This window comes from Thermolongibacillus altinsuensis (assembly GCF_004341205.1).
GTDB lineage: Bacteria > Bacillota > Bacilli > Bacillales > Anoxybacillaceae > Thermolongibacillus > Thermolongibacillus altinsuensis.
The window spans coordinates 39,974-65,260 of the sequence record NZ_SLUL01000007.1; the positions used below are offsets into that span (position 1 = coordinate 39,974).

Annotated in this window: 28 protein-coding genes, 1 pseudogene and 1 riboswitch; of the genes and pseudogenes, 10 read left to right on the forward strand and 19 right to left on the reverse strand. The window is 40.0% G+C overall.

All coding sequences use genetic code 11. From position 1 onward, the window contains the following. Positions 1 to 79: 79 nt before the first annotated feature. The 4 genes from EDD69_RS08030 to EDD69_RS08045 form a co-directional block, all read right to left on the reverse strand. Positions 80 to 226: a YvrJ family protein gene (locus tag EDD69_RS08030; RefSeq protein ID WP_132948442.1), complete on the reverse strand. Its 147-nt coding sequence runs from the start codon at positions 224 to 226 to the stop codon at positions 80 to 82. A 55-nt stretch (positions 227 to 281) separates the two neighbouring features. Then, the gene (locus tag EDD69_RS08035; protein ID WP_132948443.1) at positions 282 to 500 is read right to left on the reverse strand and encodes a DUF2922 domain-containing protein; all 219 of its coding nucleotides are present in this window, start codon (positions 498 to 500) and stop codon (positions 282 to 284) included. A gap of 12 nt (positions 501 to 512) precedes the next feature. Then, a complete protein-coding gene (locus tag EDD69_RS08040) occupies positions 513 to 719 on the reverse strand; it encodes a DUF1659 domain-containing protein (RefSeq protein WP_132948444.1) in 207 nt (68 codons plus the stop codon). 68 nt (positions 720 to 787) lie between these two features. Further along, positions 788 to 1,099: a winged helix-turn-helix transcriptional regulator gene (locus EDD69_RS08045; protein WP_132948445.1), complete on the reverse strand. Its 312-nt coding sequence runs from the start codon at positions 1,097 to 1,099 to the stop codon at positions 788 to 790. Between the two features lie 176 nt (positions 1,100 to 1,275). On the opposite strand from EDD69_RS08045, the gene EDD69_RS08050 reads away from it, so the two are divergent. Then, the gene (locus EDD69_RS08050) at positions 1,276 to 1,902 is read left to right on the forward strand and encodes a nitroreductase family protein (RefSeq protein ID WP_207893263.1); all 627 of its coding nucleotides are present in this window, start codon (positions 1,276 to 1,278) and stop codon (positions 1,900 to 1,902) included. 15 nt (positions 1,903 to 1,917) lie between these two features. Here EDD69_RS08050 and EDD69_RS08055 read toward each other — a convergent pair whose 3' ends face one another. The 3 genes from EDD69_RS08055 to EDD69_RS08065 all read right to left on the reverse strand — a co-directional run bounded on the left by EDD69_RS08055 (position 1,918) and on the right by EDD69_RS08065 (position 4,160). Continuing rightward, positions 1,918 to 3,204, reverse strand: coding sequence for an ATP-binding protein (locus EDD69_RS08055; protein ID WP_132948544.1), 1,287 nt, complete (start codon positions 3,202 to 3,204; stop codon positions 1,918 to 1,920). A gap of 27 nt (positions 3,205 to 3,231) precedes the next feature. Next, complete coding sequence (locus EDD69_RS08060) at positions 3,232 to 3,477, reverse strand: YueH family protein (protein WP_132948447.1); 246 nt, start codon at positions 3,475 to 3,477, stop codon at positions 3,232 to 3,234. A 134-nt stretch (positions 3,478 to 3,611) separates the two neighbouring features. After that, positions 3,612 to 4,160 carry a cell wall hydrolase gene (locus tag EDD69_RS08065; RefSeq protein WP_243643077.1) on the reverse strand — a complete coding sequence of 183 codons (549 nt, stop codon included), beginning with the start codon at positions 4,158 to 4,160 and terminating at the stop codon, positions 3,612 to 3,614. A gap of 365 nt (positions 4,161 to 4,525) precedes the next feature. Here EDD69_RS08065 and EDD69_RS08070 point away from each other — a divergent pair, with 365 nt between their 5' ends. Further along, the gene (locus EDD69_RS08070; protein ID WP_165871754.1) at positions 4,526 to 5,011 is read left to right on the forward strand and encodes a sigma-70 family RNA polymerase sigma factor; all 486 of its coding nucleotides are present in this window, start codon (positions 4,526 to 4,528) and stop codon (positions 5,009 to 5,011) included. On the opposite strand, the gene EDD69_RS08075 is transcribed toward EDD69_RS08070, so the two are convergent. Then, the gene (locus EDD69_RS08075; protein ID WP_132948449.1) at positions 5,008 to 5,202 is read right to left on the reverse strand and encodes a hypothetical protein; all 195 of its coding nucleotides are present in this window, start codon (positions 5,200 to 5,202) and stop codon (positions 5,008 to 5,010) included. The two genes, EDD69_RS08070 and EDD69_RS08075, sit on opposite strands and share 4 nt — an antisense overlap. Positions 5,203 to 5,355: 153 nt before the next feature. Here EDD69_RS08075 and EDD69_RS08080 point away from each other — a divergent pair, with 153 nt between their 5' ends. Together EDD69_RS08080 and EDD69_RS08085 are read left to right on the forward strand one after the other, a co-directional pair. Further along, a complete protein-coding gene (locus EDD69_RS08080; RefSeq protein ID WP_132948450.1) occupies positions 5,356 to 5,724 on the forward strand; it encodes a hypothetical protein in 369 nt (122 codons plus the stop codon). Between the two features lie 89 nt (positions 5,725 to 5,813). Beyond that, positions 5,814 to 5,990 (forward strand): YkvS family protein, encoded by a 177-nt coding sequence (locus tag EDD69_RS08085; protein ID WP_132948451.1) that lies wholly within the window; start codon positions 5,814 to 5,816, stop codon positions 5,988 to 5,990. 15 nt (positions 5,991 to 6,005) lie between these two features. Here EDD69_RS08085 and EDD69_RS08090 read toward each other — a convergent pair whose 3' ends face one another. The 5 genes from EDD69_RS08090 to queC form a co-directional block, all read right to left on the reverse strand. Further along, the gene (locus EDD69_RS08090; protein ID WP_207893264.1) at positions 6,006 to 6,695 is read right to left on the reverse strand and encodes an oxidoreductase; all 690 of its coding nucleotides are present in this window, start codon (positions 6,693 to 6,695) and stop codon (positions 6,006 to 6,008) included. Positions 6,696 to 6,822: 127 nt separating this feature from the next. Next, entirely contained in the window at positions 6,823 to 7,320 is a 498-nt protein-coding gene (gene queF, locus EDD69_RS08095) for a preQ(1) synthase (RefSeq protein WP_132948453.1), read from the reverse strand. A 17-nt stretch (positions 7,321 to 7,337) separates the two neighbouring features. Then, on the reverse strand, positions 7,338 to 8,066 hold the full coding sequence (gene queE / locus EDD69_RS08100; protein ID WP_132948454.1) for a 7-carboxy-7-deazaguanine synthase QueE: 729 nt from the start codon (positions 8,064 to 8,066) through the stop codon (positions 7,338 to 7,340). Next, on the reverse strand, positions 8,063 to 8,500 hold the full coding sequence (gene queD, locus EDD69_RS08105; RefSeq protein WP_132948455.1) for a 6-carboxytetrahydropterin synthase QueD: 438 nt from the start codon (positions 8,498 to 8,500) through the stop codon (positions 8,063 to 8,065). The genes queE and queD overlap by 4 nt, the downstream gene beginning before the upstream one ends. Beyond that, positions 8,497 to 9,162 carry a 7-cyano-7-deazaguanine synthase QueC gene (queC, locus tag EDD69_RS08110; RefSeq protein WP_132948456.1) on the reverse strand — a complete coding sequence of 222 codons (666 nt, stop codon included), beginning with the start codon at positions 9,160 to 9,162 and terminating at the stop codon, positions 8,497 to 8,499. Before queC ends, queD begins: the two co-directional genes overlap by 4 nt. Positions 9,163 to 9,241: 79 nt before the next feature. Then, a riboswitch (PreQ1 riboswitch) is annotated at positions 9,242 to 9,286 on the reverse strand. A gap of 162 nt (positions 9,287 to 9,448) precedes the next feature. On the opposite strand from queC, the gene phoU reads away from it, so the two are divergent. Continuing rightward, the gene (gene phoU, locus EDD69_RS08115; RefSeq protein ID WP_132948457.1) at positions 9,449 to 10,108 is read left to right on the forward strand and encodes a phosphate signaling complex protein PhoU; all 660 of its coding nucleotides are present in this window, start codon (positions 9,449 to 9,451) and stop codon (positions 10,106 to 10,108) included. 535 nt (positions 10,109 to 10,643) lie between these two features. Here the strand turns inward: phoU and EDD69_RS15550 are convergent. Next, on the reverse strand, positions 10,644 to 10,760 hold the full coding sequence (locus EDD69_RS15550; protein WP_243643071.1) for a DUF6254 family protein: 117 nt from the start codon (positions 10,758 to 10,760) through the stop codon (positions 10,644 to 10,646). Between the two features lie 111 nt (positions 10,761 to 10,871). On the opposite strand from EDD69_RS15550, the gene EDD69_RS08120 reads away from it, so the two are divergent. Then, positions 10,872 to 12,497: a methyl-accepting chemotaxis protein gene (locus EDD69_RS08120; RefSeq protein ID WP_132948458.1), complete on the forward strand. Its 1,626-nt coding sequence runs from the start codon at positions 10,872 to 10,874 to the stop codon at positions 12,495 to 12,497. Between the two features lie 19 nt (positions 12,498 to 12,516). Here the strand turns inward: EDD69_RS08120 and EDD69_RS08125 are convergent, their stop codons facing one another. The 3 genes from EDD69_RS08125 to EDD69_RS08135 all read right to left on the reverse strand — a co-directional run bounded on the left by EDD69_RS08125 (position 12,517) and on the right by EDD69_RS08135 (position 14,536). After that, the gene (locus tag EDD69_RS08125; RefSeq protein ID WP_132948459.1) at positions 12,517 to 12,996 is read right to left on the reverse strand and encodes a hypothetical protein; all 480 of its coding nucleotides are present in this window, start codon (positions 12,994 to 12,996) and stop codon (positions 12,517 to 12,519) included. Positions 12,997 to 13,055: 59 nt separating this feature from the next. After that, complete coding sequence (locus tag EDD69_RS08130) at positions 13,056 to 14,075, reverse strand: YkvI family membrane protein (RefSeq protein WP_132948460.1); 1,020 nt, start codon at positions 14,073 to 14,075, stop codon at positions 13,056 to 13,058. A gap of 83 nt (positions 14,076 to 14,158) precedes the next feature. Then, positions 14,159 to 14,536, reverse strand: a complete 378-nt coding sequence (locus EDD69_RS08135) for a FixH family protein (protein ID WP_132948461.1) — start codon at positions 14,534 to 14,536, stop codon at positions 14,159 to 14,161. A gap of 121 nt (positions 14,537 to 14,657) precedes the next feature. Between EDD69_RS08135 and EDD69_RS08140 the strand changes: the two genes are divergently transcribed. From EDD69_RS08140 to EDD69_RS08155, 4 genes are all read left to right on the forward strand, one after another. After that, entirely contained in the window at positions 14,658 to 15,644 is a 987-nt protein-coding gene (locus tag EDD69_RS08140) for a YncE family protein (RefSeq protein ID WP_132948462.1), read from the forward strand. Further along, a complete protein-coding gene (locus EDD69_RS08145; protein WP_132948463.1) occupies positions 15,641 to 16,318 on the forward strand; it encodes a response regulator transcription factor in 678 nt (225 codons plus the stop codon). The genes EDD69_RS08140 and EDD69_RS08145 overlap by 4 nt, the downstream gene beginning before the upstream one ends. Then, positions 16,305 to 17,714 carry a sensor histidine kinase gene (locus EDD69_RS08150; protein ID WP_132948464.1) on the forward strand — a complete coding sequence of 470 codons (1,410 nt, stop codon included), beginning with the start codon at positions 16,305 to 16,307 and terminating at the stop codon, positions 17,712 to 17,714. Before EDD69_RS08145 ends, EDD69_RS08150 begins: the two co-directional genes overlap by 14 nt. 122 nt (positions 17,715 to 17,836) lie before the next feature. Continuing rightward, positions 17,837 to 19,954, forward strand: coding sequence for an ATP-dependent Clp protease ATP-binding subunit (locus EDD69_RS08155; RefSeq protein ID WP_132948465.1), 2,118 nt, complete (start codon positions 17,837 to 17,839; stop codon positions 19,952 to 19,954). A 193-nt stretch (positions 19,955 to 20,147) separates the two neighbouring features. Here the strand turns inward: EDD69_RS08155 and EDD69_RS08160 are convergent, their stop codons facing one another. Both EDD69_RS08160 and EDD69_RS08165 read right to left on the reverse strand, forming a co-directional pair. After that, complete coding sequence (locus EDD69_RS08160) at positions 20,148 to 23,192, reverse strand: efflux RND transporter permease subunit (RefSeq protein ID WP_132948466.1); 3,045 nt, start codon at positions 23,190 to 23,192, stop codon at positions 20,148 to 20,150. Between the two features lie 269 nt (positions 23,193 to 23,461). Then, positions 23,462 to 25,176: pseudogene (locus tag EDD69_RS08165) on the reverse strand (M3 family oligoendopeptidase). Positions 25,177 to 25,287: the final 111 nt, after the last annotated feature.

A 25,287-nucleotide genomic window follows, 5' to 3' on the forward strand; every position in this document is an offset into this window, starting at 1 on the left:
CAATATTTTTATATTAACGGAAAGATTTGAAAAATAAAAGATAATTTTTTCCTAAAAAAATAAAAACACCCATTTGAATCTATGGGTGTTCTTCTTTCCATTGTTCCGCTAACATATGAATGGAGGCAATGACGGAATCAAGTTTTGCTTCAATTCGATGCAGTAAGTAAAACGTCACAACGACTGGAAAACCGACATCGGAAATGAGCGAAAGATACGTATCCATTGACTTCTCTCCTTTTTATAAGAGAGCTGGCTCAAAAAGAACCAGCTCTTTCTGTTTAAGCAAATGCCCACTCTAAAACTTCTTTTGACACGATGCGGGCTCCTTTTTTTGCTACCAAATCACCGCCGCTTGAAGTAAAAACGTTTGCTGCGATGATCAAATCCATGACGTTGGCCACCTGTGTGTCCGTAAGTGATTCAAGCGGCTGATCAATCGTTAAACGAACAACTTTTCCTTCCTGATTGACAAATTGCAACTCCAACGTTTTTTCCACTGTTCATCCCTCCTATTCACCTAATACATGGAAATCCGTACGCTGTACGTGAGCAAGTGAAGCACTTTGTAAAGATGCAAGCGCCTGAGCGACTGAAAAAAGGGAACTTTCCGTTGCTGTCGGCTTAATGTTGCTGTAATTTTTGTTTTTATAAAGCGGCTTGCCGTCTTCCGTCATACCGTTTTCAAATACAAGACGCAGTTGTGAGCGCTGAATCATTTCCTCCACCTCCTTTCACCTCTACTATCGCAAAAAAAGGTGAAAAGGTTAGGTGGCATGAAAATTTTTTAGTTCATCCACTTTTCCGCCCACTTTTGTACTTCGTTCATCGCTTTTTGCAATTCTTTTCCTTTGTCTGTAAGTTCATATTCGATACGCACAGGCGTTTCTGGATACACATGCCGAACGACAATTCCTTCTTCTTCAAGCTCCTTTAATCGTTCCGTTAACATTTTTTGACTAATATGCGGAATGGTTTCAGCTAATTCCTTAAAACGAAGCGGACCGCGAAGCAATACATGAATGATTAAACCATTCCACCGCTTTCCTAATAACGCAAAAGCAGCTTCGAATTTTGGGCATAAATGAAGATTTTTCATCATCATCACCTATTCTTTTTACATAATTAAACGCGCTTTGTTACATACCAAATGAGACCCCGAAAAACTTGACAGATCTATATATTCATCTTATCATAGCCTCATGAAACATTTAACTAACAAAAAGTAAGTAACTTTATTTTTGTAATAAAAAATAAAAAATGGAGGAATTTACCATGAATGTCAAACAAGAGTTATCCTTTTTTTCGTTGATTGAAGAACGGAAATCTGTACGTAAATACGATCCAACTGTATCCATTTCTAAGGAAGAGTTAATTGAGATTTTAGAAGCAGCCGGAAAAGCTCCTTCTGCATGGAATTTGCAACATTGGCATTTCGTCATTATTCAAGGTAAAGAAGCACAGCAACGTCTTCTTCCAATCGCCTATAACCAACAACAAATCGTCGATGCTTCCGCTGTTGTTGCTGTTTTAGGCGATTTAAAAGCAAATGAAAATACAGATCTAGTATACAATCCGCTTGTCGAACAAGGATTTATGACACAAGAAATAAAAGAAACACTCGCAAACCAAATCGCTCAAGCTTATAAAAATAAACAATACGCTCGCGATGCAGCATTCAGCAATGCCTCTTTAGCAGCGATGCAACTCATGTTGGCAGCAAAAGCAAAAGGATGGGACACATGCCCAATCGGCGGGTTTGACACAGAACAATTCGTCAAACAATTCAACATCTCTGACCGTTACGTGCCAGTAATGTTGATTACAATTGGAAAAGCAGCCGCTCCTGCTCATAAATCATTGCGCCTTCCTGTGACAAAACTAACAACATGGGTAGAATAAGAAAAAAGGTCCGTCTCACTGATTAGACGGACCTTCTTCATGTTTGCCGGCTTCTTTATAAAGCGGAAGAATAATATGCACATTCGTCCCTTTCCCAACTTCGCTTTCGATTTGTAACGATCCTTTATGTTCGTGAATGATTTTTGTACTAATGGTCAAGCCTAATCCCATTCCTTTTTCCTTTAATGTATAAAATGGTTCGCCAAGTCTTTTTAATCGCTCTTGTTCAATTCCTTTTCCCGTATCAGAAATGGTAATTTTTATTCGATCTTGCTCCATATAAGCGACTTCGATTCGAATGGTTCCTCCTTTTGGCATTGCCTCTAACGCATTTTTAAGAATATTAATAAACACTTGGATCAGTTCATTCCGTTCCCCATAGATAAATGGATTCACCCATCGATTTGAATATTCAATCGTTACATTTTGCAAAAGTGCTTGATGGGCGACAAGACTCGTTACATAATCGAGCACCTCGTTTAATCGAAAAGCTCGGTACGATTTCATTTGCGGTTTTGAAAGAACGAGCAGTTCTCCAACAATTTGATCGATTCTTTCTAATTCTTGTAAAATAATCAACACGTATGAATCGTTTACTTGCTTCGTTTTCTTCATGATCTGCATAAACCCTTTAATGGATGTTAATGGATTGCGAATTTCATGAGCAATTCCCGCAGCGAGTTGTCCGACAACGGAAAGTTTTTCACGTTTTAACAACAGTGCTTCTGCCGTTTTTTGTTGCGTAATATCCCGTCCAATCGCGACTAATCCTTTTCGTTTCCCATTTTCATGAAAAAGCGGAACCTTAATAACATCGAACGTTTTTACTTCCCCGCTTGGCACAGAAAAAGATTCTTCAGAACGCGTGATTGTTTTTGCCTTCCATGCCTCTTCATCCGAACGCTCACAATATAAAAACACCTCTTTAAAATAAGGGGAATATTCGGCTAACTCCCGATCTGTTTTTCCTTTGTAATCGACATGTTCCAATTGATACAATTTCCGGCCAAATTCATTGACCTTCAACCATCTTCCTTGTCCATCTTTAAAACAAACAAAGTCAGGCATCGCATTAATAAGCGTTGAAAGCTCTTGCTCGCTCTCAGCCATTCGTTTCAATTCTTGGCGATTTTTTAACGCCATATGAAAGAAAAAGGCCGAAAGAGCAACAAAAATCCATCCTTTTACCGTTTGAATAAACGTAACTGTTTGCTGTGAAAGCGATAAATGGGAAATATATAAGTCTGTAAGTGTAATCCAACATAAACTAGCAAAAATATATAGAGGAACAATATATTTCATAGACAAATGAACGATTTCCTTTCTTTTTCACATTTCTCGAATCCACTGAACAATCTTCGCTGTCAATGATGAAGCCTTTTCAGCTTCTAACACTTTTCTTAACGATTGCTCAATTCGTTTTTGCACATCTTTCGTTTCTTCTTCATAGCGCACACATATCGACCATTCAAGATCCGGAATGGAAACGACGATATATTCTTCTTTTTTGTTTTCATAAATGTAAACGTTTTGCTGTTGATGTTCGTCATGAATCGGTGCTTTACGTATTTTCATCTCGTTCCCGCCTTTCGCTTTTTTTATTTTAACTATATCACGACTATTTTACTTTATTCAAAAGAGATTTTCACAAAAAGAGGCTGGCTCAAAACATCGCCTCTAGGCAATGTTGAGTCAGCCTTCTATTTCTTCTATTTCGCAAATACATGGTTTCCAATCACGACTGTCACTTGTTTCGAACGAACCCAGTTGCTTTTCGCCGTTTTTGGATTATAAAAATACAATGAACCGCTTCCTAAACCGCGAAAAGCAAGGGCTTCTTCAACTGCGCGATACGCCTCTGCACTCGGTGGTTGGTTGATCGTTCCGTTTTGTACAGGCGTGAAAGCATAATAACCGCCTGATCGATCATAAATCACTTCCTTAATGCTATCCGGAAAATGCGGATGATCGACACGATTTAATACAACCGTTGCTACCGCCACTTTTCCTGCAAACGGTTCGCCTTTTGCTTCGGCATGAACAAGCCTCGCTAATAAATCTTTTTCATAGGCAGAAATGGATGGTGGAATGGTAAGCCTTTCGCCGACATACAAAACATCGTTCGTTCGCTTATTGATTTTCTTTAATTCTAGCAACGAAACTCCGTATTGTTTACCGATCTTCCATAACGTGTCCCCTTTTCGAACGGTATGAATCGTTGTTTGTGCCGACGCCTTTTCATGACAAAACGATAGCATCAAAAATAGCGAGGCAAATGCTAGTACCATTTTTCTCAACATGAATCCCTCCTAGTCATTTGCTCGCTATTAGACTACCAAGAGTTTATTACTCTATCATTATCTAATTGTTGGAAAACGAAAAAAGCGCTTGATATCATGCGGTTTATAAAAGCACTAGCAATTTTTTCATTTCTACGAAAATCCCCTGTTTCTTCCTTTTCTAGCGAATGATTCATTATAAACGGTCTGCTTTTTTAAGCAATTTTCTAGCTTTCGATCTCTTCTATTTATACTGTTTATCGCTTCGACAAACGCGGCATCATTTTTTATTTTACTATTACCGCGGAAAAAACGATGGCGCGCCTTCGGAAAGGAAAAAAAGAATGAAAGAATCGTTTGAATCCATCGTTGAGCAATATCATTTGCTCATCTATCACGTTATGAAAAAGTTGAACATTTACACAAATGTAGACGAATACTATCAAATTGGGCTAATCGCCTTATGGGAAGCTCATGAACATTATGACAAAGCGAAAGGGAAATTTTCATCATTTGCTTTTAAAAAAATATATTGGTCAATGATTTCAGAAATGCGGCGACAGATCAAGACAAAAAGCGCTCAATATTCTCTCACCGATGAGCTGCTTCATACGTTGCAAACGGAAGGCAAAGACATCCCCATTTCCAACGAAATGTACGAAGAATGGCTCGCACATTTATCTCCTTGTCAACGAAAGTGGCTCATTGGTTATATCGTAAACGAAAAGACATTAAAAGAAATTGCCGAGGAAGAAGGGGTGTCTGTCAATACGGTCAAACAATGGCGAATAACAGCGATCAAAAAACTAAAAAAAATAATGCCGCTCTAACTGCGCGGCTCTTTCATGTAGTAATAAATGACGTCTCCTCCTCGCTGCGCAACGCCACGAAAATGTTTGAAATCTTCTCGGTTTACAAGAACGTTACGAAAAGTTAAAAAATCTTCTTTTTTCACGAGGAGTTCATGAATTTCACCATCACGCAATTGATTTAACAACTCTGTTGCTTCCTTTTCATTCATGATTTTTCCCCTCCTATTTTTGTTTTATCGCCTTGCCTGCTCGTTTGTCAATCATGGTCAAACACCTAATTTTGTTGCATTTACACACCTTCTAAAACAATAGGCATACAATGATGATGGGTATCATCCTAAAACAAAGAAAGGAAGATGGACATGAATCAATGGAATCCATATACAACAGAAGAAAATAGTTATGAGGATTACGAATGGCGAGATGACAATCTACAACCTCCGATGAATATAATGCCTGCTGCCGTTCCCACGATGCCCCAACCAACGACGATGGCAACCATGATGCCAATGCCAACAGGACCAATGGATTGTGGTTGTTCGCCGATGCCAATGCCAACAGGACCAATGGATTGTGGTTGTTCGCCGATGCCATTTCCAATGACAATGGCTCCAGGTATGCCATACGGAACCATGCCATATGGAGCAATGCCACACGGAGCAATGCCATACGGGGCAATGCCATATGGAACGATGCCGATGATGCCTTCTCCTTACTGGCCATATCGCTAAAGTGAGAAAATAATTGAAAATTCCCTTTACGAATCAGGAAAAATAAAGCAAAATAAGAAAAAGAAACTTAAAAGTAAAGGAGATTTTCAATGAAAAAAGCACAAATCGGCGACATTATTGAATTTAAAAATGGATTGCGCGGGATCGTTGAAAAAGTGAATGAAAATTCGGTGATTGTGGACTTAACGTACATGGAAAATTATAAAGAACTCGACTTACAAGAGCGAACCGTCGTCAATCACAAAAATTACAAAATCGTCGAGTAAATGAACAGGGCTGTCTTATCGTTGATGAGACAGCCCTTTTTCCTTTTTCAATTGCTCTCTAATTTCATTGCACTCATAAATGTGTACACCTTGTTGATCCGAAAGAGCCGCATTGTACATCGCCTGTGCGACTTCTTTTGCTTCAATCGGTTTATATTTTTCTAGCTTTCCAACCATCGCAAACGAAAGACCGTTACACAACCATTCCGCTGTTTTTTCGCCCAACCGAAACTCGTTTCGCTCTCCTAAAAGCAAAGAAGGGCGGAAAATGTGTAACGATTTAATCGTTAAACGTTGCAATGCTTCTTCTGTTTCTCCTTTTACGCGATTGTAAAAAAACATGGACTCAGGATCTGCCCCGACAGCCGAAACAAATAAAAAGCTTTTTACGTGGCATTTCTCCGCTAATGTTGCTGCCCGAAGCGTATACTCATAATCTACTTTAATAAATTGTTGTTTGGTTTTCGCTTTTTTCATCGTTGTTCCTAAACAGCTAAACACATCATCTACATGAAAGTAATCTTCATACTTTTCGATCTGTTCAAAATCAATAATCATTTGCTGCAATTTTTCATGATTATACATTAAAGGACGACGTACAAATGCTGTCACTCGTTCATAATGCTCTGAACGAAGCAATAGCTGTAGAAGTTCGCCCCCTACTAGCCCGCTCGCCCCTATTAAAAGAGCGGTTCTCTTTTTCAAAATTAGACCCCCCAAACAAAATAGGCTTATAACAATTGGTCATTATATACTCGTTTACGCAAAAAAACTACTCCATATTTATGAATTTTTTAAGGCTGCCTCGCTTTTTGCTTGAGGCAGCCTTTTTTTAACGATTATCTACTTTTTCAGGATATAAATCATGATTCATGAGACGATATTCAGCCATTTTCTCGTATTTCGTGCCCGGACGTCCCCAGTTGCAGTACGGATCAATCGAAATTCCGCCGCGCGGCGTAAATTTTCCCCACACTTCAATATAGCGCGGATTCATCACGCGAATTAAATCATTCATAATGATGTTGACGCAATCTTCATGGAAGTCGCCATGATTGCGAAAACTAAATAAATAGAGCTTTAACGATTTGCTTTCCACGCATTTTTTGTCCGGAATATAGCTAATATAAATCGTCGCAAAATCCGGCTGCCCTGTTTTCGGACACAGGCTCGTAAATTCAGGACAGTTAAACTTCACAAAGTAATCACGATCTGGATGTTTGTTGTCAAATACTTCGAGAATATCCGGATTATATTCAAAAACGTATTTCGTTCCTTGGTTGCCAAGAAGCGTACAACCTTTTAGTTCCTCATCTTTTCTTCCAACCATTTTTCCACTTCCTTTCTTTATACTCCTCGTTTATTTCCCCACAATAACGTATGAAGCTGCGGAAGCACACGAACATCGTTCATGTCTTTCGATTGCACTGTTTTTTCAACCAACCAGTTCAATTTGTCAAGCAACGCTGTCCGTAACATTGACTCATCGTTTGAAGAAATCGCATCATTGCCGACTTGCAAATAAAACGGAATATGGGGATATCGTTTATGCACCATTTCGGCATACGAAAAATCTGCATCATCAAAGACAACCACTTTTAAACTGACGCCTTGTTTTTCTTTTTTCGTTAAGCGAAAAATGATGTCATCTAACACGTGAAAATCTGTCTTCATTCCCGAACTTGGAGGCTTTGGTGAAATCGTCAAGTCATCAATCTCATAAAACCATTCTTGCCAGCGGCTTCCTTGCGTTTCAAGGGCAACGCGAATGCCGTTTTGTTTTAAAAGGCTAACGAGCTCTCCCAACGCTTGAATAAGCGCAGGATTCCCGCCAGAAATCGTTACATGATTAAAACGATCTCCACCTAATTGTTGAAGCTCCCGCCAAATATTGAGCGCGGTTAATTGCCTGATTTCTTTTTTCGCGGATCCATCCCATGTGAAGGCAGAATCGCACCAACGGCATGAATAATCGCATCCTGCCGTACGAACAAACATTGTTTTTTGACCAATCAACATCCCCTCACCTTGGATGGTCGGACCAAATATTTCGATAACAGGAATTTTTTTCATCATTTTTTCTCCCATTTTGGTCGATATACAGCATAGCTTGTTGGTGTTTCACGAACGAATACTTGTAAGCATTTCGGACGATTCGGCAACGTGTCAAGATGTTCTTGAACGATCTCACATACTTTTCGAGCAATAGATTCAGCCGTTGGAAAATCATAGCTATTTTTTTCGTTAAATAATTCACCATGATCATTGATTAATGTGTGATCAAAACGGTCATGAATAAGGCGTTTTAACTGTTGGAAGTTGACTAAAAATCCTGTTTCATCTAATTCGTCTCCGGCAACTGTAATATTGATAATATACGTATGTCCATGAAGGTGCGCACATTTTCCAGCTGCTTCATGCGGAATAAAGTGTGCGGCCGCAAGCGACATGTCTTTATTTATTTCATATTGAAACGAATGGGCGACCTGTGGGTATATTTGATGAATCATTTCTTTTCCACTCCTTCTTTTTCAGCTAAATATTGTTCAAGACCTCGTCTTCTTAAATGGCAAGCCGGGCATTCTCCACATCCATCCGCAATGATGCCGTTGTAACATGTAAGCGTTTTTTCGCGTATAAACGAAAATGCGCCAAGTTCATCCGCTAATTTCCATGTTTCTGCTTTATTCAACCACATTAACGGTGTATGGATGACAAATTGATAATCCATCGCCAAATTTAACGTAACATTTAACGACTTAATAAAAATATCGCGACAATCTGGATAGCCGCTAAAATCGGTTTCACACACGCCTGTTACAAGATGGCGAGCACCACGCTGTTTGGCAAAGACAGCCGCAAACGATAAAAACAACAAATTGCGTCCATCAACAAACGTGGACGGCAATTCTCCTTCTTTATGTTCAATCGCAATATCTTTCCGCGTCAATGCATTCGGAGCTAACTGATTTAATAACGATAAATCAAGAATCGTATGGTTGATGTTTAACTCCCGAGCAATCGAAGAAGCTACTTCAATTTCCAGCTTATGACGCTGATTGTAATTAAAAGTAACCGCTTCGACTTCAGCGAAATGCTTTAATGCCCAAAATAAACAAGTTGTGCTGTCTTGGCCACCGCTAAAAACAACGACGGCTTTTTCATTTTTCATCGCTCTCTATCTCCTTTCATGATTTTAAAGAAGAAAAGAGCGTTCTAAAACAAAAAAACTATACCCTCTAAGGATATAGTTTTCCCTAGTTTTTTATAGAGGGTTGTTCTAGAACCTCTCCCACGTCAAAGACGTGGAATTCTTCTTCAATTGTCCGTTTGATAATATATCATAAAATATTTATTTATACTATAAAAAAATTATGCTTTATTTGTGAACAATTTTCATTTGTGAACAATTTTCAGGATATAATAACTAAAAATAACGTAAAGTCAGGTGGTCTAACATGACGAAACGGTCAACGTTTGATGCAGCATTGCAGGAATTGAAAGAAAAACTGATGGCGATGGTCTCCGTCTCTCAGAAGGCGTTAAACGATGCGATAGACGCATTAAAAAAACAAGACCTTGAAAAAGCGGACCAAATTATTGAAAATGATAAACACATTAATGAAATGGAAAGAGACATTAATGAGTTAGCCATTATAACCATTTTAAAGCAACAGCCTGTCGCTTCCGACTTACGCCGACTCATTGTTGCGCTCAAAATTTCTTCTGATGTTGAACGAATTGGTGACATCGCTGTCAACATTGCGAAATCCGTAAAATTTATCGGCACGGAACCGCATGTTAAACCGATTGTTCACATCCCGGAAATGGCAGCGGTCGTCAATGAAATGTTAAACAATTCCCTTCACGCTTTCCATAACGACGATATCGAAGAAGCGAAACGCATCGCCCAAACAGATGATCGCGTCGATGAACTGCAAGGTCAAATTATTCAAGAACTCGTCACGCTTATGGGAGAAAAGCCAGAATATACAAATCAAATTACACAATTGTCTTTCATTACACGCAACCTCGAACGCGCAGGCGACCATATTACAAACATTGCTGAAAATATTTTATATAGCGTAAAAGGGGTGCGAGTCGATTTAAATTATTAAAAAGCTGACGCAATGACGTCAGCTTTTCGCTTGCCCAAACAGCAAAATAGCAAATCGAAGCGCATGTTCCATTTCATCGGTCATCGCCCGAAAAAACACATCACGAACGTTCTCATCCTTCATATATATGATAAGCTTAATTTTCCGACATAAACAAGCTTTTCTGCCACTTCCCCGAACGAAAACGCCATCAGACAAATGAATTTGTCTGCCACGCGTTTTACGTTCGGGATCGGCATGCTAGAAGCATGCCGGTCGGCAAGATTTTTCTTGCCGCCTATGGCAGAAAAGCGGCCTTCTATTCATGATGAGATATGTCGGAAACTCAACTTGAATCTATTAGATCAATAAACATTTCGATCATCCTCGCATGCTTCCCATTCATCTTCACGCTCCAACTTCAATCCTTCGGCAAACGACGAAAACACTTTTTTCTGATAAGCCGGCTGCTTCCCGAATAAAGAGACATATAATCGGTAAACTCCTTCTATCTTCGTTCCATCTTATGCACAAAGGAGAAGATCAGTGTATATAGCTATTCTCTCCCTTCTTCTTTCGCTAATTCTTCAAACGATTTCACTTTTCCATGCGGGTTTTGCGACTGTTTTCGCACTTTCCACTGGCGTTCTTTTTGTCGTTTCGACTGTGTCAAATGGATCACCTCCCTCTCTCTTTATCATTTCGTTCCTTCTTCTTTTTATGTCTTTTTAATAGTTTGAAAATTGTGTATATTATTAGGTAAGGGGAAAAGGGGGAGAAAAAATTGGAAAATTTATTAAAGAAAAAAACAGCACAAAAAGCGTTGCACAAAGTTCAGCGAGTCGCAGAAGAAATTCAACGAACCATTCGTCCGAACGTTTCCATTTCACAGCAACTTGACACGTTGCGCCGTATTTTAGATCAACGGTTAGAACGTGACGAATATTTTCTTATTGTCGATGAATCGGGATGCGCCATCATTCATACAAACCGATTGCGTGAAGGAATCACTTTTGACGATGAGGTAGGAAAAAAAGCCGCAACAACCACCGCTCCTCTTCTGCAAGTTTACGAACGAAATACAGGAGAGGTTTTAATTGATGCATCGTGTCCATTGCTCACCGACCAAAACGGAAAACGCTTTAATTTGCGCATGGGAAGGCTTGTTCATCGCCCTTATTTAGAAACATGGTTTAGTTCCATCGCTTTACTTCCGAGCATCACAGTCGCAATCGCTTCGTTCTTATTAGATTTATCTCTTTTTCATATCTTTCTTTTAACATTGAGCACTTTTTTGGTTAGCTTCGTTTGTTCGTTTTGTTTTTATCGCATCCTTGTTACACGTTTACGCAATTGGTACCATGTGACTCGAACCGTTTCATCCGGAAACTTGCATACGGAAGTACGTACCGTTGGTAAACGAAATGAATTTCATCAAATTGGTTATGAAATCAATAAAGTCATTCTTGGCATGCGCTCCATTTTAAATGAGTTTGCTAAAGCGACGCACTCTGTTGACCGAGTGAGCAAGGAGCAAAAAGAAGAATCCAAAAGATTATCGGAAGCATTTGATGAAGTATCCGCCACAATGGAAACATTTCGTGAGGGTGCACAAAAACAAACGACATTTATCCAACAAGCAAAAATGCGGATCGAAACGATGATGGAGAACATTTTGAGCATTCAGAAGGAAATTGAACGAGTTGTTCAACGAGCACAATCGACCCTTCATTCTGCTCAAATTGGAAATGAACAAATTCAAAAAACAGAACAACAAATGCGCACCATTCAAAACAAAATTAAAGAAACGTCTCAACTCATCCAAACCGTCGCAAAAGAAGCCGATCTCGCGATGAAAAAAGTTTCTGCGATTACAGCGATTGCAGAGCAAACAAATATGCTTGCCTTAAATGCATCCATTGAAGCGGCTCGAGCGGGAGAAGCAGGAAAAGGTTTTGCCGTCGTCGCTACAGAAGTTCGAAAGCTAGCAGAGGATACAAATAGTTTCGCATCTGAAATTTTATCTTCGCTCGGCAAAACGCAAAAAGATTTAATAACAGCTGTACAGGCAGTCGATGAAAATGTCGGCGCAATTGAAGCAACGACTTCTTTCCTTTCTGAAACGAGTCAAAGTATTGCTGAATTCCAAGAAATGTCCAAAGAAATGAATGCACTCATTAGCCATAGCCGTTCTTATGTCGAAAGGGCGACAGCAGAAGGAGAAGATTTACAACAGTTAATCGAAGACGTTCACTACATCGCCGAAGATTTTACAAATGTCGTCCACGAAACAGCAACAGGACTAGAGCAACAAGTCTCAGGGGTTCACATGTTAGCGAAAGAAGCCGCCACTCTTGCAGAAGAAGTCCATCGACTAAAGCAAATATTAAAACGTTTCCAATTCGATTAAAAAACGAAAGCGAGCCTATTCATTGAACATCGGCTCGCTCATTTTTTAACAATCGATAACGAAAAATATAAAAAACAAGAAAAACAACCGCAATAAAGAAAAGATAAATGAGAGAAACAGCACTTTCAATAAACAATGATAAGCTATAAGAAGCGAAAAGAATCATTGGCACTTTCAATTCTTGTTGCTTTCCAAACACCCACCATTCAAATAAACCGAACGCGAATGCGAGTAAGTAGGAAGCGATGATGAACAAAGGATCGCGAACATTTAAAAAGAAAGTTCCCGCCATCATGACAAAAATGCCGCCTGGGAGCAATAAAAAAGCCTCTTCCTCGTTTGCTCCTCTTTTAAAAAACAATAAATGAATCATGATTCCAAAAATAAAAAGAAGCAACGGCCACCAATCGGCACGATATACATCAATCAAATGGAACGTTTCCAAAGCAAAAAAGATCAACACAGTCACCGAGACTATACCAATCATTCGCTTTGACACGACATCCACCCCCAATCCCCTCACGCTCTATATTTACAATTTACTACATCAAAACCGTCCTATCTAGGAATTTTTCGATAGAATAATAAAAAAATAAAAAGAAGACTGATGTAGCCAAACAGGGGATATAACACGCTCAGTAAAGCATGATAACCAAACAAGCTGATCATATACAATCCGCACAAAACAATGAATAAAAGAACGGTCTTTGGCAAACGGATCCAAGCTTCTAGCTGCCGTTGCAGACCGAAAATTCCGGCCACTAATGAAGTGAAAATTTCACCATAAATGATGACAAGATAAAAAGAATAAAGCGGTGCGAACGATGTTTTTACAATTTCCGCCATCGGAATGCTGTATGTAAGCAAATTCGGCAAAGTTAATAAAGAAATGTGGCTGCTTAACAAAATCAAACATAAGAAAGCTCCGCCAAGCATGCCGCCTAAACGAATCACTCGTTCATCTTTCACCTCATTAGCCAGCGGCACGAGAACCACTTGAGCCATCGCCAAGTTAAAGGCAACATAAGAAAGCGGCGAAAGAAACGCTGGAAACGTCGGAAGCGAAAAAGAAATTCCTTCAATATATTTAAACACTATAGCTGTTAATGAAAAGCTAAAAAAAATCATCATTGGAACAACAATGGTATTGATGCTTAAGATCCCTTTCAACCCAAAAAGCATCGTCAAAAATGCAAAAACGATCGTCAATAAAATTCCTAATTGACTCGACCAACCTAATTGTTCATCAAAAACCGCTCCCGCCCCCGATAACATGACAGACGTGACGCCAAATAAAACAAAAAACATCACACCGCTGACAATCGAACCGGCTGTCCTTCCAAATAAGTAATCATTTAATTGTTTGTACGAACTGGCTCCTAGCCGGCTTGCCATCACCATCATTCTTGTTCCAAGCAAAATAAATAATATTCCGCTTAACAAAATCGTAATCGCTCCAAATACGCCATATTGAGTAAAAAATTGAACAATCTCTTTTCCAGTCGCAAACCCTGCACCGACGACCGTCCCGACATAAACAAAGGCAATTTGCATGACTCGGCTCCACTTTTCCATCATCCTTCCCCCCACTTGTCCATTTTGTTCATATATATGAGTAAAAGGGGGTAAAAAAGAAGAAAAACAGCGAGAAATCTCGCTGCTTATTCGACCGTCACTTCCACTTTCGGCATATTATGCATACTGCGAGCGGTAACATGTGCAACAATGGAATAGGTCCCCGCCTCTGTAAACGTTTTACGAATGACGTATTTTCCTCCTCCTGCATGCTTCCCCTCGATCATTTCATGATTTTCCGTTCCGTTTTTCCAAACTTCAAATTTCACTTCATCCGCATCTGTCACTTTTTCGTTTCCATACGTGACAAGACAAGCAATTTCCACCTCTTTATTCAGCGGCACTTTTTCGTCCGCCACGATTTTTACATCAAGAAAAGGAAGTTCTTCTTCCGTTTCATTTTGCGATGCACATCCCGCAAGAAAAACAATAAGCAATCCAAAAAGAAATAACCACTTTTTCATCGGATAGACTCCTTTCATGCTACAATAGAAATGTGTTTATTTTTGACATTTCACAAATCATTCACAATTGTTTTGTACGATAGAGATCGTATCGATGTTGCTTATTGAAGGAGGAAAGGCCGTGAGCATCCGCTTTCTATCCATCGTTTTGACGCTCATCCTTTTTTTGCAAGGATGCACGACCCAAACATACGAACCGATCGAACGGGATGTGCCGATTCTCGGTGTCGTTAATTTAAAAGAACATAGCTTATCGTTTATTAATCATATCACAAAACAACCATTAGCGAAATGGAGTATGGATGAACCGTTTACAAAAGTTCAACTGTTACCTGATCACGATACGCTTTTATTATATGGCCAAGAGATGGAACACATTTCTGTCTACAAACTATCCAGCGGAAAAAAGATCGCGGATTGGCCTGTTACAAAAGGAATTGCGCATATTGCTTTATCGCATGACAACAACCATTTATTGCTCGTCAACGAAAAAAATGCGACCATTTCGATCATGACTCTAAAAGGAAAAATCGTTGACGAAATTCATGTTCCCCCTTCCCCTTTTTCCATCGTTGAAGATGTCAATCACAAACGATGGATTGTCATTCATTTTAAAGGCGGCATCATTTCGGTCATTGACCAAAAAACAAAAAAAGTGATTCAAACCATCAACACATTTGAATCAGCCGTCAGCGGTTTAGTCGTAACAAAAACGAACGAATTATGGGTCGGTGGACACGGCGGCGGAGAAACGATGCAACAAGATGTATGCATCTACTCGTTAAATAATGGACAACTTCTTGAAAAAGTGCGAACGGAAACGATGCCGATTCAGCTTTTGCAAATGAATGACTTTATTTACGTTCTTAGTCACGGAACGAATATGCTCTATAAAATTGAACCCGTAAGTAAAAAAAGAGTTCGTTCTATTGAAATTGGCGCTAATCCGTTTGCGATGATCAAAACAGACCAAGAAATCGTTGTCGCGAGCTACGATAGCAGCGAAATTATTTATGTCGACCCAACAGCATTAACGATGAAGCAAAAAATAAAAGTCGGAAAAGGTCCATTTTACTTATTTTTCCGTCCAGCGGAGGGAAAACGATGATGAGAGGAACCATTTTAATCATTGACGATGAAAAAGAAATGCGTGAACTCATTCGCTTATATTTATCGGCTGAAGGATTTACATGCATCGAAGCCAAAGATGGCGAAGAAGGATTGGAATTGCTTCGAACGACACATGTTGATTTAATTTTGCTCGATATTATGATGCCTCGTTTAGATGGCTATCGCTTTTGTATGAAAGTTCGCGAACAATCACAAGTTCCAATCATCTTCTTAACTGCCCGAAGCGATGAATGGGATCGCGTCTACGGATTGAAAATTGGCGCTGACGACTACATCGTCAAACCGTTCAGCCCGAACGAAGTGGTCGCTCGCGTTCAAGCCGTGCTGCGCCGAACAAAAACGATGGAAACATCTCCTTACTTACACATCGGTTCCATTGAAATCGATGAACGCGGACGAAAAGTTCTCGTCCATGGACAACCCGTCGTTTTGACATTAAAAGAGTTTGAACTGCTCGTTCTTTTAGCAAAACATCGCGGACAAGTGTTTACGCGCGAACAATTGCTCGATCGCGTTTGGGGCATTCATTATGTTGGCAGCACGCGCACCGTCGATACGCATATTAAAACGTTGCGTATTAAACTCGGAGAAGCAGGAAACATCATTCAAACCGTTTGGGGAGTGGGATATAAAATTGATGAAACGAATTAAAGCCCTCTCCCTTCAAAAAAAATTGTGGCTAACGATCAGCTTGTTTCTCGGTGCGGCTGTTTTGTTCTCATATATGATGATCGTTTATATATATGAAAATATTTATATTGCCAACATTGAACAAAATTTGCTGAGCGAAGGAATGAATCTCGCTAAACAATATGAAGGCGGTCCGATTGATGAATCGTTTAAACAAAAAGTAGAATGGCTAAGCGAAATCTCGAATGCTGAAATTGTCCTTGTCAACAATCCGCGCGAGTTAAGTGCTTGTTTACCATTTGAAATCGACCATCATTCGATCATTAACGAAAAAGAGCGCGAACAATTGCTTGAAGGGAAAACGATTACCAAAAAAGGTTATGAACAAACATTTGCCCGCAACATTCTCGGAATCATCATTCCGTTATTAGACAAACATCGTTTGATGGGCATTTTATATTTATACATTCCGCTCGCTTCGATTGAAGAAGTGTTTCAACAAATTCAAATATTCGTATTAAGCGGCGGCGCCATTTTTTTGTTTGTCACCGTCTTTGTCGGTCGCAAAATTATTATCCATTTAACAAATCCGCTCAAGCATATGGAACATGTTGCTTATAAAGTCTCTCAAGGAGATTTTAGCGAAAAAGTCGCCGTTTTCACCGAAGATGAAATCGGTCAACTTGCGAAAGCATTTAATCAAATGTCAAGTGCCCTTGCCGAAGAAGACCAGCGAAAGAAAGAGTTTTTAGCGAACGTTTCGCACGAACTGCGCACCCCTTTAAGCTATGTAAAAGGATATAGCGAGGCTCTTCTCGATGGAGTGGTCCGAGAAGAAGAACAAAAACAAAAATATTTAAAACTCATTCATCGCGAAGCAAGCCGCATGCAGCGCCTTGTCCGCGATTTGCTCGATCTTGCACAGTTGGAAGGAACCTATCCGCTTCATCAAACGCCTTTTTCCATCGCGCAGTTAGCCGAAGAAACGATCGAAAAATACGAACCATTTCTTCACGAAAAAAACATTCATATTGAAATGAATGTCGATCATGACCTTATTGTCGTTGGTGATCCCGATCGCATCGAACAAGTGCTGCAAAACTTAATCGACAATGCGTTGCGTTACACCGAAGACGGCGGAACCATTCGTTTAGAAATCGCTGAAAAGCAAGGGAAATGCCAAATGGTCATCGCCGATACAGGCAAAGGCATCTCCCCGCATGACCTTGAACGGTTGGGCGAACGATTTTTCCGCGCTGATCGCTCTCGTTCACGCGAACATGGCGGCACAGGACTTGGACTCGCAATCGTGAAACAAATTATCAAACTGCATAACGGATCGATTCATTTTGAAAGCGAACTTGGGAAAGGAACAACCGTTTCGATCTTATTGCCTCTCTATCAAGAAATCCGATGACGCTCGTTCATCGGAAATTTTTTATTTTTTTTTAAAAAAGCACTTGAAAGTCAAAAAAGGTCAAATTATAATAAAAGCAGAAAGGTCAAATATAGTCAAAGTAAAAAAGGAGGTTGATGCCTATGATGTGCCAAGCGTGCCAAAAAAATAAAGCTTCTGTATTTATGAAATTCCAATTTAACGATGAACAAAAACAATGGCACCTTTGCCATGAGTGCTACGAAAAACAAAAACAACAATTGCACATCCCATCCATCCCATCTGGTTTCGGCTTCGATCATTTCGAACAACTCTTCACAGACTTCTTCAAACCGTTTGTCGAACCGACAGCTTCCCCATTCGAACATGCTGAACAAATGATCAAAAATGAACCTGTTCAAAAACGAAACGGCTTGCTCGATAAATTTGGTCGTAATTTAACACAACTTGCGAAAGCAGGATTAATTGACCCTGTCATCGGCCGTGACAAAGAGATTGAACGTGTGATCGAAATTTTAAACCGCCGCACGAAAAACAACCCTGTTCTGATCGGTGAGCCAGGCGTCGGTAAAACAGCCATCGTTGAAGGGTTGGCATTAAAAATTGCCGAAGGAAAAGTGCCAACAAAATTATTAAATAAAGAGGTATATTTGCTCGATGTCGCTTCCCTTGTTGCAAACACAGGTATTCGCGGTCAATTTGAAGAACGCATGAAACAATTAATCGCTGAGCTGCAACAACGAAAAAATGTCATCTTATTCATCGATGAAATTCATTTACTTGTCGGTGCTGGTTCTGCTGAAGGTTCGATGGATGCAAGCAACATCTTAAAACCAATATTAGCCCGTGGCGAACTCCAAGTGGTTGGTGCAACAACATTAAAAGAATATCGCCAAATTGAAAAAGATCCTGCGCTTGAACGTCGCTTCCAACCAGTCATGATTCATGAACCAACGATCGAACAAGCAATCGAAATTTTAAAAGGCATTCAAGAAAAATACGAACAATTCCACCAAGTGAAATATACAGATGAAGCAATCAAAGCTTGCGTCACATTATCTCATCGTTACATTCAAGACCGCTTCCTTCCAGACAAAGCGATTGACTTGCTAGATGAAGCGGGTTCAAAAGTAAGCTTGCGTGCGATTCCAACCGATGAACAAGCCATCCACGAGCGGCTCGAACAAATTAGAAAAGAAAAAGAAAAAGCTGCGCAAGAAGAAAACTATGAATTGGCAGCGAAATTGCGCACAGAAGAATTGAGATTAGAGAAACAACTTGAAAATAAAGGCGAGCAACAAAAACCGATTGTCGATGTCATTCATATTCAACAAATTATTGAAGAGAAAACAGGGATTCCTGTAGGAAAATTACAAGCAGACGAACAAACAAAAATGAAACATTTAGAAGAAAACTTAGCGAAAAAAGTCATTGGTCAAGAAGAAGCGGTACGAAAAGTGGCAAAAGCGATTCGTCGCAGCCGTGCTGGCTTGAAAGCAAAAAATCGTCCGATTGGTTCCTTCTTGTTCGTCGGTCCAACAGGTGTTGGTAAAACAGAATTGTCCAAAACGCTCGCTGAAGAATTATTCGGCTCAAAAGACGCGATGATTCGCTTAGATATGAGCGAATATATGGAGAAACACGCTGTAGCGAAATTAATCGGCTCTCCTCCTGGTTATGTCGGCTATGAAGAAGCGGGACAATTAACGGAAAAAGTGCGCCGAAATCCTTACAGCATCATTTTGCTCGATGAAATTGAAAAAGCGCATCCAGACGTACAACATATATTCCTACAAATTTTAGAAGATGGACGCTTAACAGACAGCCAAGGACGTACAGTGAGCTTTAAAGACACGGTCATCATTATGACATCAAACGCAGGAACTAATCAGCCAGGAAACTTGCTTGATAAATTGGGCATGTACTTTAAACCTGAGTTCTTAAACCGTCTCGATGCAATCATTGAATTTAAACCACTTGAAAAAGAACATATGTTACAAATTGTCGACTTGATGCTAGAAGAATTACAAAACACATTAAAAGAACAAAACATCACATTAACCGTCACACAAGAAGCGAAAGAAAAATTAGCTGAACTCGGATATCATCCAGAATTTGGCGCTCGTCCGCTTCGCCGCGTCATCCAAGAACATGTTGAAGATCAAATCGCCGACTTGCTTCTTGACGAAACAGAACACGTCAAGCACATCCAGATTGATGTGGAAAACGGCAACATCGTTGCCAAACCATTGAACAAATAAAACGCCTAAATCCGATTGATGCGGATTAGGCGTTTCTTTTTCTCACTCATGATCGATATAAAATTTGCGTCATTTTGATAATAAATTTATATATAGACTCAAGTTGAGTTTCCGACATATCTCATCATGAATAGAAGACCGCTTTTCTGCCATTATACAAGAAACCTTTCATCTGGTTTCTTACTTATCTACTTTAATACTTTACCGTGCGTTCAAGTCCAATTTCACTTTTTTTCTTAGCAGAATGCAACAAACTGTAAAGTACGGGTACGATAATCAACGTTAACAACGTTGATGTTGTTAGTCCGCCGATCACAACCACCGCTAACGATTGTGAAACTAAGCCGGCATGGTTGGAAAATGCCATTGGAATTAATGCTCCTACTGTCGCAATCGCTGTCATTAAGATGGGACGAAGCCGAACAACACCTGCTTCGAGCAATGCATGATGTTTTTCCATTCCGACTTTTTCGTTTTGTTTTACCCGATCAATTAAGACAATCGCGTTTGTCACAACAATTCCGTTAAGCATGAGCAAACCAATCATCGCCGGCATACCGATTGGTTCTTGGACCACCCATAAACCAAGCAATGCTCCAATGACCGAGAAAGGGATGGCAAACAGAATAACGAAAGGTGCTTTCCCCTCCCCAAATGCAATGACCATGACCATATATACAAGCAATATACTAACGGCAATGGCAATCGACATATTGCGGAAGCCTTCTTCCATCGCCGCTGATGCCCCTTCTTTATACCAAGAAACACCGCTAGGAAGGTCTAATTTGTTTAGTGCCTCATCTGCTTTTTTACTGATTTCTCCTGTATTTGATTCAATAATCGTTGCCTGCAATGATACAAAATCTTTACCGTTCAAGTGGTTGACAGTCACACGGCTTTTTACTCGTTCAAGCGTTCCGACCTCTTTTAAAGCTACTGGTTGACCGAGCATGTTCGTTACTGTTTGCTCACCAAGCGCTTCAAGTGAAGCAACATCATCCAGTTTTATACTGACAAGAAGTTCTGTCGTTGTATCATCAATAACCATTTTTGTCACAACATCTCCGGCAATATAGCTGCGCAAGCTTTGTGCTACTGTAGCTGGAAGAAGATGATGCTCAGCAAGTTTTTCATCATCTAAATTGATTTTGATTTCCGGCTTTTCTCCTTCAAGCGTTGTCTTTATATTCGCAAGCCCCTCAACATCTTTTAAAGCATCCACCATTTGTTCACTTGCTTCTTCGATTTTTTTGATGTTTGGTCCATTTACGATAAATTGAAGCTGTGAAGAAGCACCGCCAGTCATATCTCCTACCCCATTCATCGTAATATCTTTTGCCCCATTCACCTCTGCCAATTCTTCGCGAATTTCCTTAATGAGAGAATCTACATCCTCGATGGATTTTTTTACGGAAAAAGAAATTTTTGCGCTTCCCTCGCCAACAGATGTGGAAATTTGTTCAATTTCTTCTTGAGTAAGTAAAATACTTTCAATGTCTGTTGCGATTTTATTCGTTTTCTCAACGCTTGTTCCCTGTTCCATCGTTACATGAATGCGATAAGAACGAGAGGTCTCTGTCGGCAAAAATGTCGTGCCAAGCTGTGGCGCAATAAAAGCGACGCTGCTCACTAAAAGAGCAAAGGCAACGGCAAGCGTCAACCAGCGATGTGCAAGTGCCCAGTTCAACACTTTTCGATAAAAGTGCTGCAAAATGCTTTCACGATGTTCTTTTGTTTCAAGTTTTAATAAGAAAATTCTTGCGAATAACGGAACAACTGTAATGGCTACTAATAGCGAGAACAATAACGAGGTCACAATTGTCCATGCAAGCGGGGCAAAGAATCGGCCAATAATTCCAGGGACAAATGCCATTGGTAAAAATACCGCAACCGTCGTAATCGTAGAAGAGGTAATCGCTGAAGCAACTTCTCTTGTTGATTGCTCCACTAGCTCGTCATTCCGTTCTTTCGCTGCGCGGATGCGGCGAAAAATATTTTCGATAACGACAATGGAATCGTCCACAACACGTCCGACAGCGACTGCAATTCCCGAAAGTGTCATAATATTTAACGTGTAACCTAAGAAGAAATGAAGAACTAAAAACGATGTAAAGATGGAAAGCGGAATCGAGATAATCGCAATAATCGTAGAACGAACATTTCTTAAAAATAATAAGGTTACAATGACTGCCATTACCGCACCTAAAATGGCTTCCCGCAGCATAGCATAGACAGACTCTTTAATGGTCGTTGACTGATCTAACAATGTTTCAATCTTATATCCTTTTGGCAGTTCTAAGTCTTCCAATTTTTCCTTTGCTTCTTTTACAATTGCAACTATATTGGCGCCACTTTCCGGAACTAACCCAAACGTTACTGCTTCTTTCCCGTTCATTCGTGTATAGTTCTTTTCTTTGCGATCAAAAACGACTTCTGCGATATCTCCTAATTTGACAGATGTTACTGGAATTTCACCAGGATTTGTAGGCAACTTAGGTTTTGGCAGTAAAATGCGGATATTTTTTACGCTATCGAGCGAAGTTAGTTCTTTATTAACACGCACGGGCAAAATTTCATCGTTCATGGTCAAATTCCCCGTCGGGATTGACAGATTGTTAGCCATAATTATTTGCTTTACATGGTCAACGGTTAATCCGTATTCTGTTAATTGTTCCGGCTTCAGGCGAACATACACTTTTTTATCTTCTAATCCCGATGTTTCTACTTTATCTACACCGTCAATTCCTTCTAATGCCGGCACGACTTCATTTTTTACAAACGTTTGCAATTCTTGGGCATTGCCAGTTCCATACACCCCTGCTAAATAGATGACCGGATTATCGGGAGTTTGCCGGAAAAACTCAGGTTCCTCTGCTCCCTCCGGCAATTTTACTTTGTCAACCGCTTGACGCATGAGCGCTTCTCCTTCATCCATATCAATACTCATCTCATATTCAGCAGTAATCCAAGCTCCCCACGGTGTTCCATCCGTATACACATTCTTTACCCCATCAATATTCATAACTTCCTTTTCAATCGGCTCCCCGATCTCTTTCATTGCTTGTTCCGGAGACGCCCCTGGATAAGCTACAAAAACGGACAAATATGGAATATCGACGCTCGGATATTTTTCGATATTCATATTCATTACCGAATAAATCCCACCGCCGATTAGTATGACAACCATTAGGCATAAAGCAACCGTATTTTTCATGCTAAAACGGATAATCGATTTCATAAAATCCCCTTTCGATAATTTTACACATTTTTCAATTTTACTGTGTACGATTCGCTGTAAATTTTGTTTTTGTTCGGGAAATAGTGCAGGATTGGATGGTATAGTGAGGAGGAATGTCTCGTTGCTGGTTGATTTGATACGTTTTAGCCTGGGGAATTGGATAGATCAATTCATTTTTATTAAAGTTTTAGACTGCACCTTACCGAAATTCATCTCCCACTTAGCGCGTTTGACGACTCCCTTCACACGCTTGAAGTGGGAGAATTATGTTAAAGTTGCTTATCATCAACACTATTAAGCCAACATTCAATCTCACCGACAACCGATTGAACGCAACCGTCTTCAAACGGCGAAATAAGGTTAGCGACACGAACTAATTCTGTAAACGGCTTGCTTCCGCCTTCACGACATAGTTTGACATAATCGTTCCACGCTTCTTTATAGTTTTCACGCGAACGTTTCCAAAATTGGAAAGCGCAAATTTGTGCTAACGTGTAGTCAATGTAATAAAACGCCGTCGTGTAAATATGGCTTTGGCGCTGCCAAAAGCCGCCGCGTTCCAAATAATCGTTTCCATCATAGTCCCTTGTCGGCATATATTTCTTCTCAATTTCGCGCCATGCCTGCTTTCGTTCCGCCGGCGTTATATCCGGATTCTCATAGACAAAATGTTGAAACTCATCGACAGCTACTCCATACGGTAAAAACAGCAATGCGGAGCTTAAATGGTTAAACTTATATTTTTCTGTATCCTCTTTAAAAAACAATTCCATCCACGGCCATGTAAAAAATTCCATGCTCATCGAATGAATTTCGCACGCTTCTAAAGTCGGCCAGTTATACTCTGGGATTTCAAAATGACGGCTTTCATACACTTGGAAGGCATGACCTGCCTCATGCGTCAGTACGTCAATATCGCTGGATGTTCCCGTAAAATTGGAGAAAATAAACGGTGCTTTGTAATTTTCAATGTATGTACAATAGCCGCCGCTCGCTTTTCCTTTTTTCGCAACAAGATCCATTAGTTCATGATCGATCATAAACCGAAAAAATTCATCGGTTTCCGGTGAAAGCTCTTGATACATTTTTTTCCCGTTTTCAATAATCCATTTCGCATCGCCTTTTGGAGTCGGATTTCCGGTTTTAAACGCAAACGCTTCATCGTAATACTTTAACTTGTCAACGCCAATTCGCTCTTGTTGACGCTCTCGGAGCTTCACTGCAATCGGAACGATAAACTCTTTTACTTGCTCGCGGAACTTTGCAACCATCTCAGCATTGTAATCCGTCCGGCCTAAACGGGCATAACCGAGCTCGACAAAGTTTTCAAAGCCAAGTTTTTTCGCCATGTTCGTACGTACTTTCACGAGCTGATCATAAATATCATCAAATTTTTCTTCATGTTCTTGGAAAAACGCAAATCTTCTTGGAAAAACGCAAATCTCGCCTCATTCGCCCGCTTGCGCATCTCGCGGTCCGGTGATTCCACAAACGGCTGAAGCTGCGCTAACGTCCGTTCTTCGCCCTCAAAGAAAATTTTTGCTGAAGCAACAAGCTTTGTATATTCGCTTGCTAATTTATTTTCCAGCTGCAAATCTTCTAAAATGTCTGGAGAAAACGTTTTTAGTTCCGTTTCCGCTAAAGCAAACAACTGCTTCCCCCATTTTTCTTCCAACTGCGCCCGAAACGGCGAAGCGACAAGCGCTTTATAATAATCGTTCACAAGCCCTTTCATAATCGGCTCAACTTCATCGAAAAAGTCTTGTTCTTGTTTATAAAACTCGTCATTTGTATCAATCGTATGACGAATATAACAAATGTTCGCCATCGTGCTAAACTCGTTGCGAATCGCGTTAATCTGCTTCATCGCTTCATGTTGCGCTTCCACTGTTGTTGCTTGTTGAAACATTTGCAACGCCTTATGAAACTCCGCTTTTAGTTTTTCTACGTCCGGCCGTTCGTACCGAAACTGTGAAAACTTCAAATGAATCCCTTCCTTTTCTTTTAATTTCCCAATCATAGATTATATTCCATTTTCTAGCGAAAAATTCCTGTTTTTCATCACAAAAAGATGATTGACGAATCTTGTCGAACT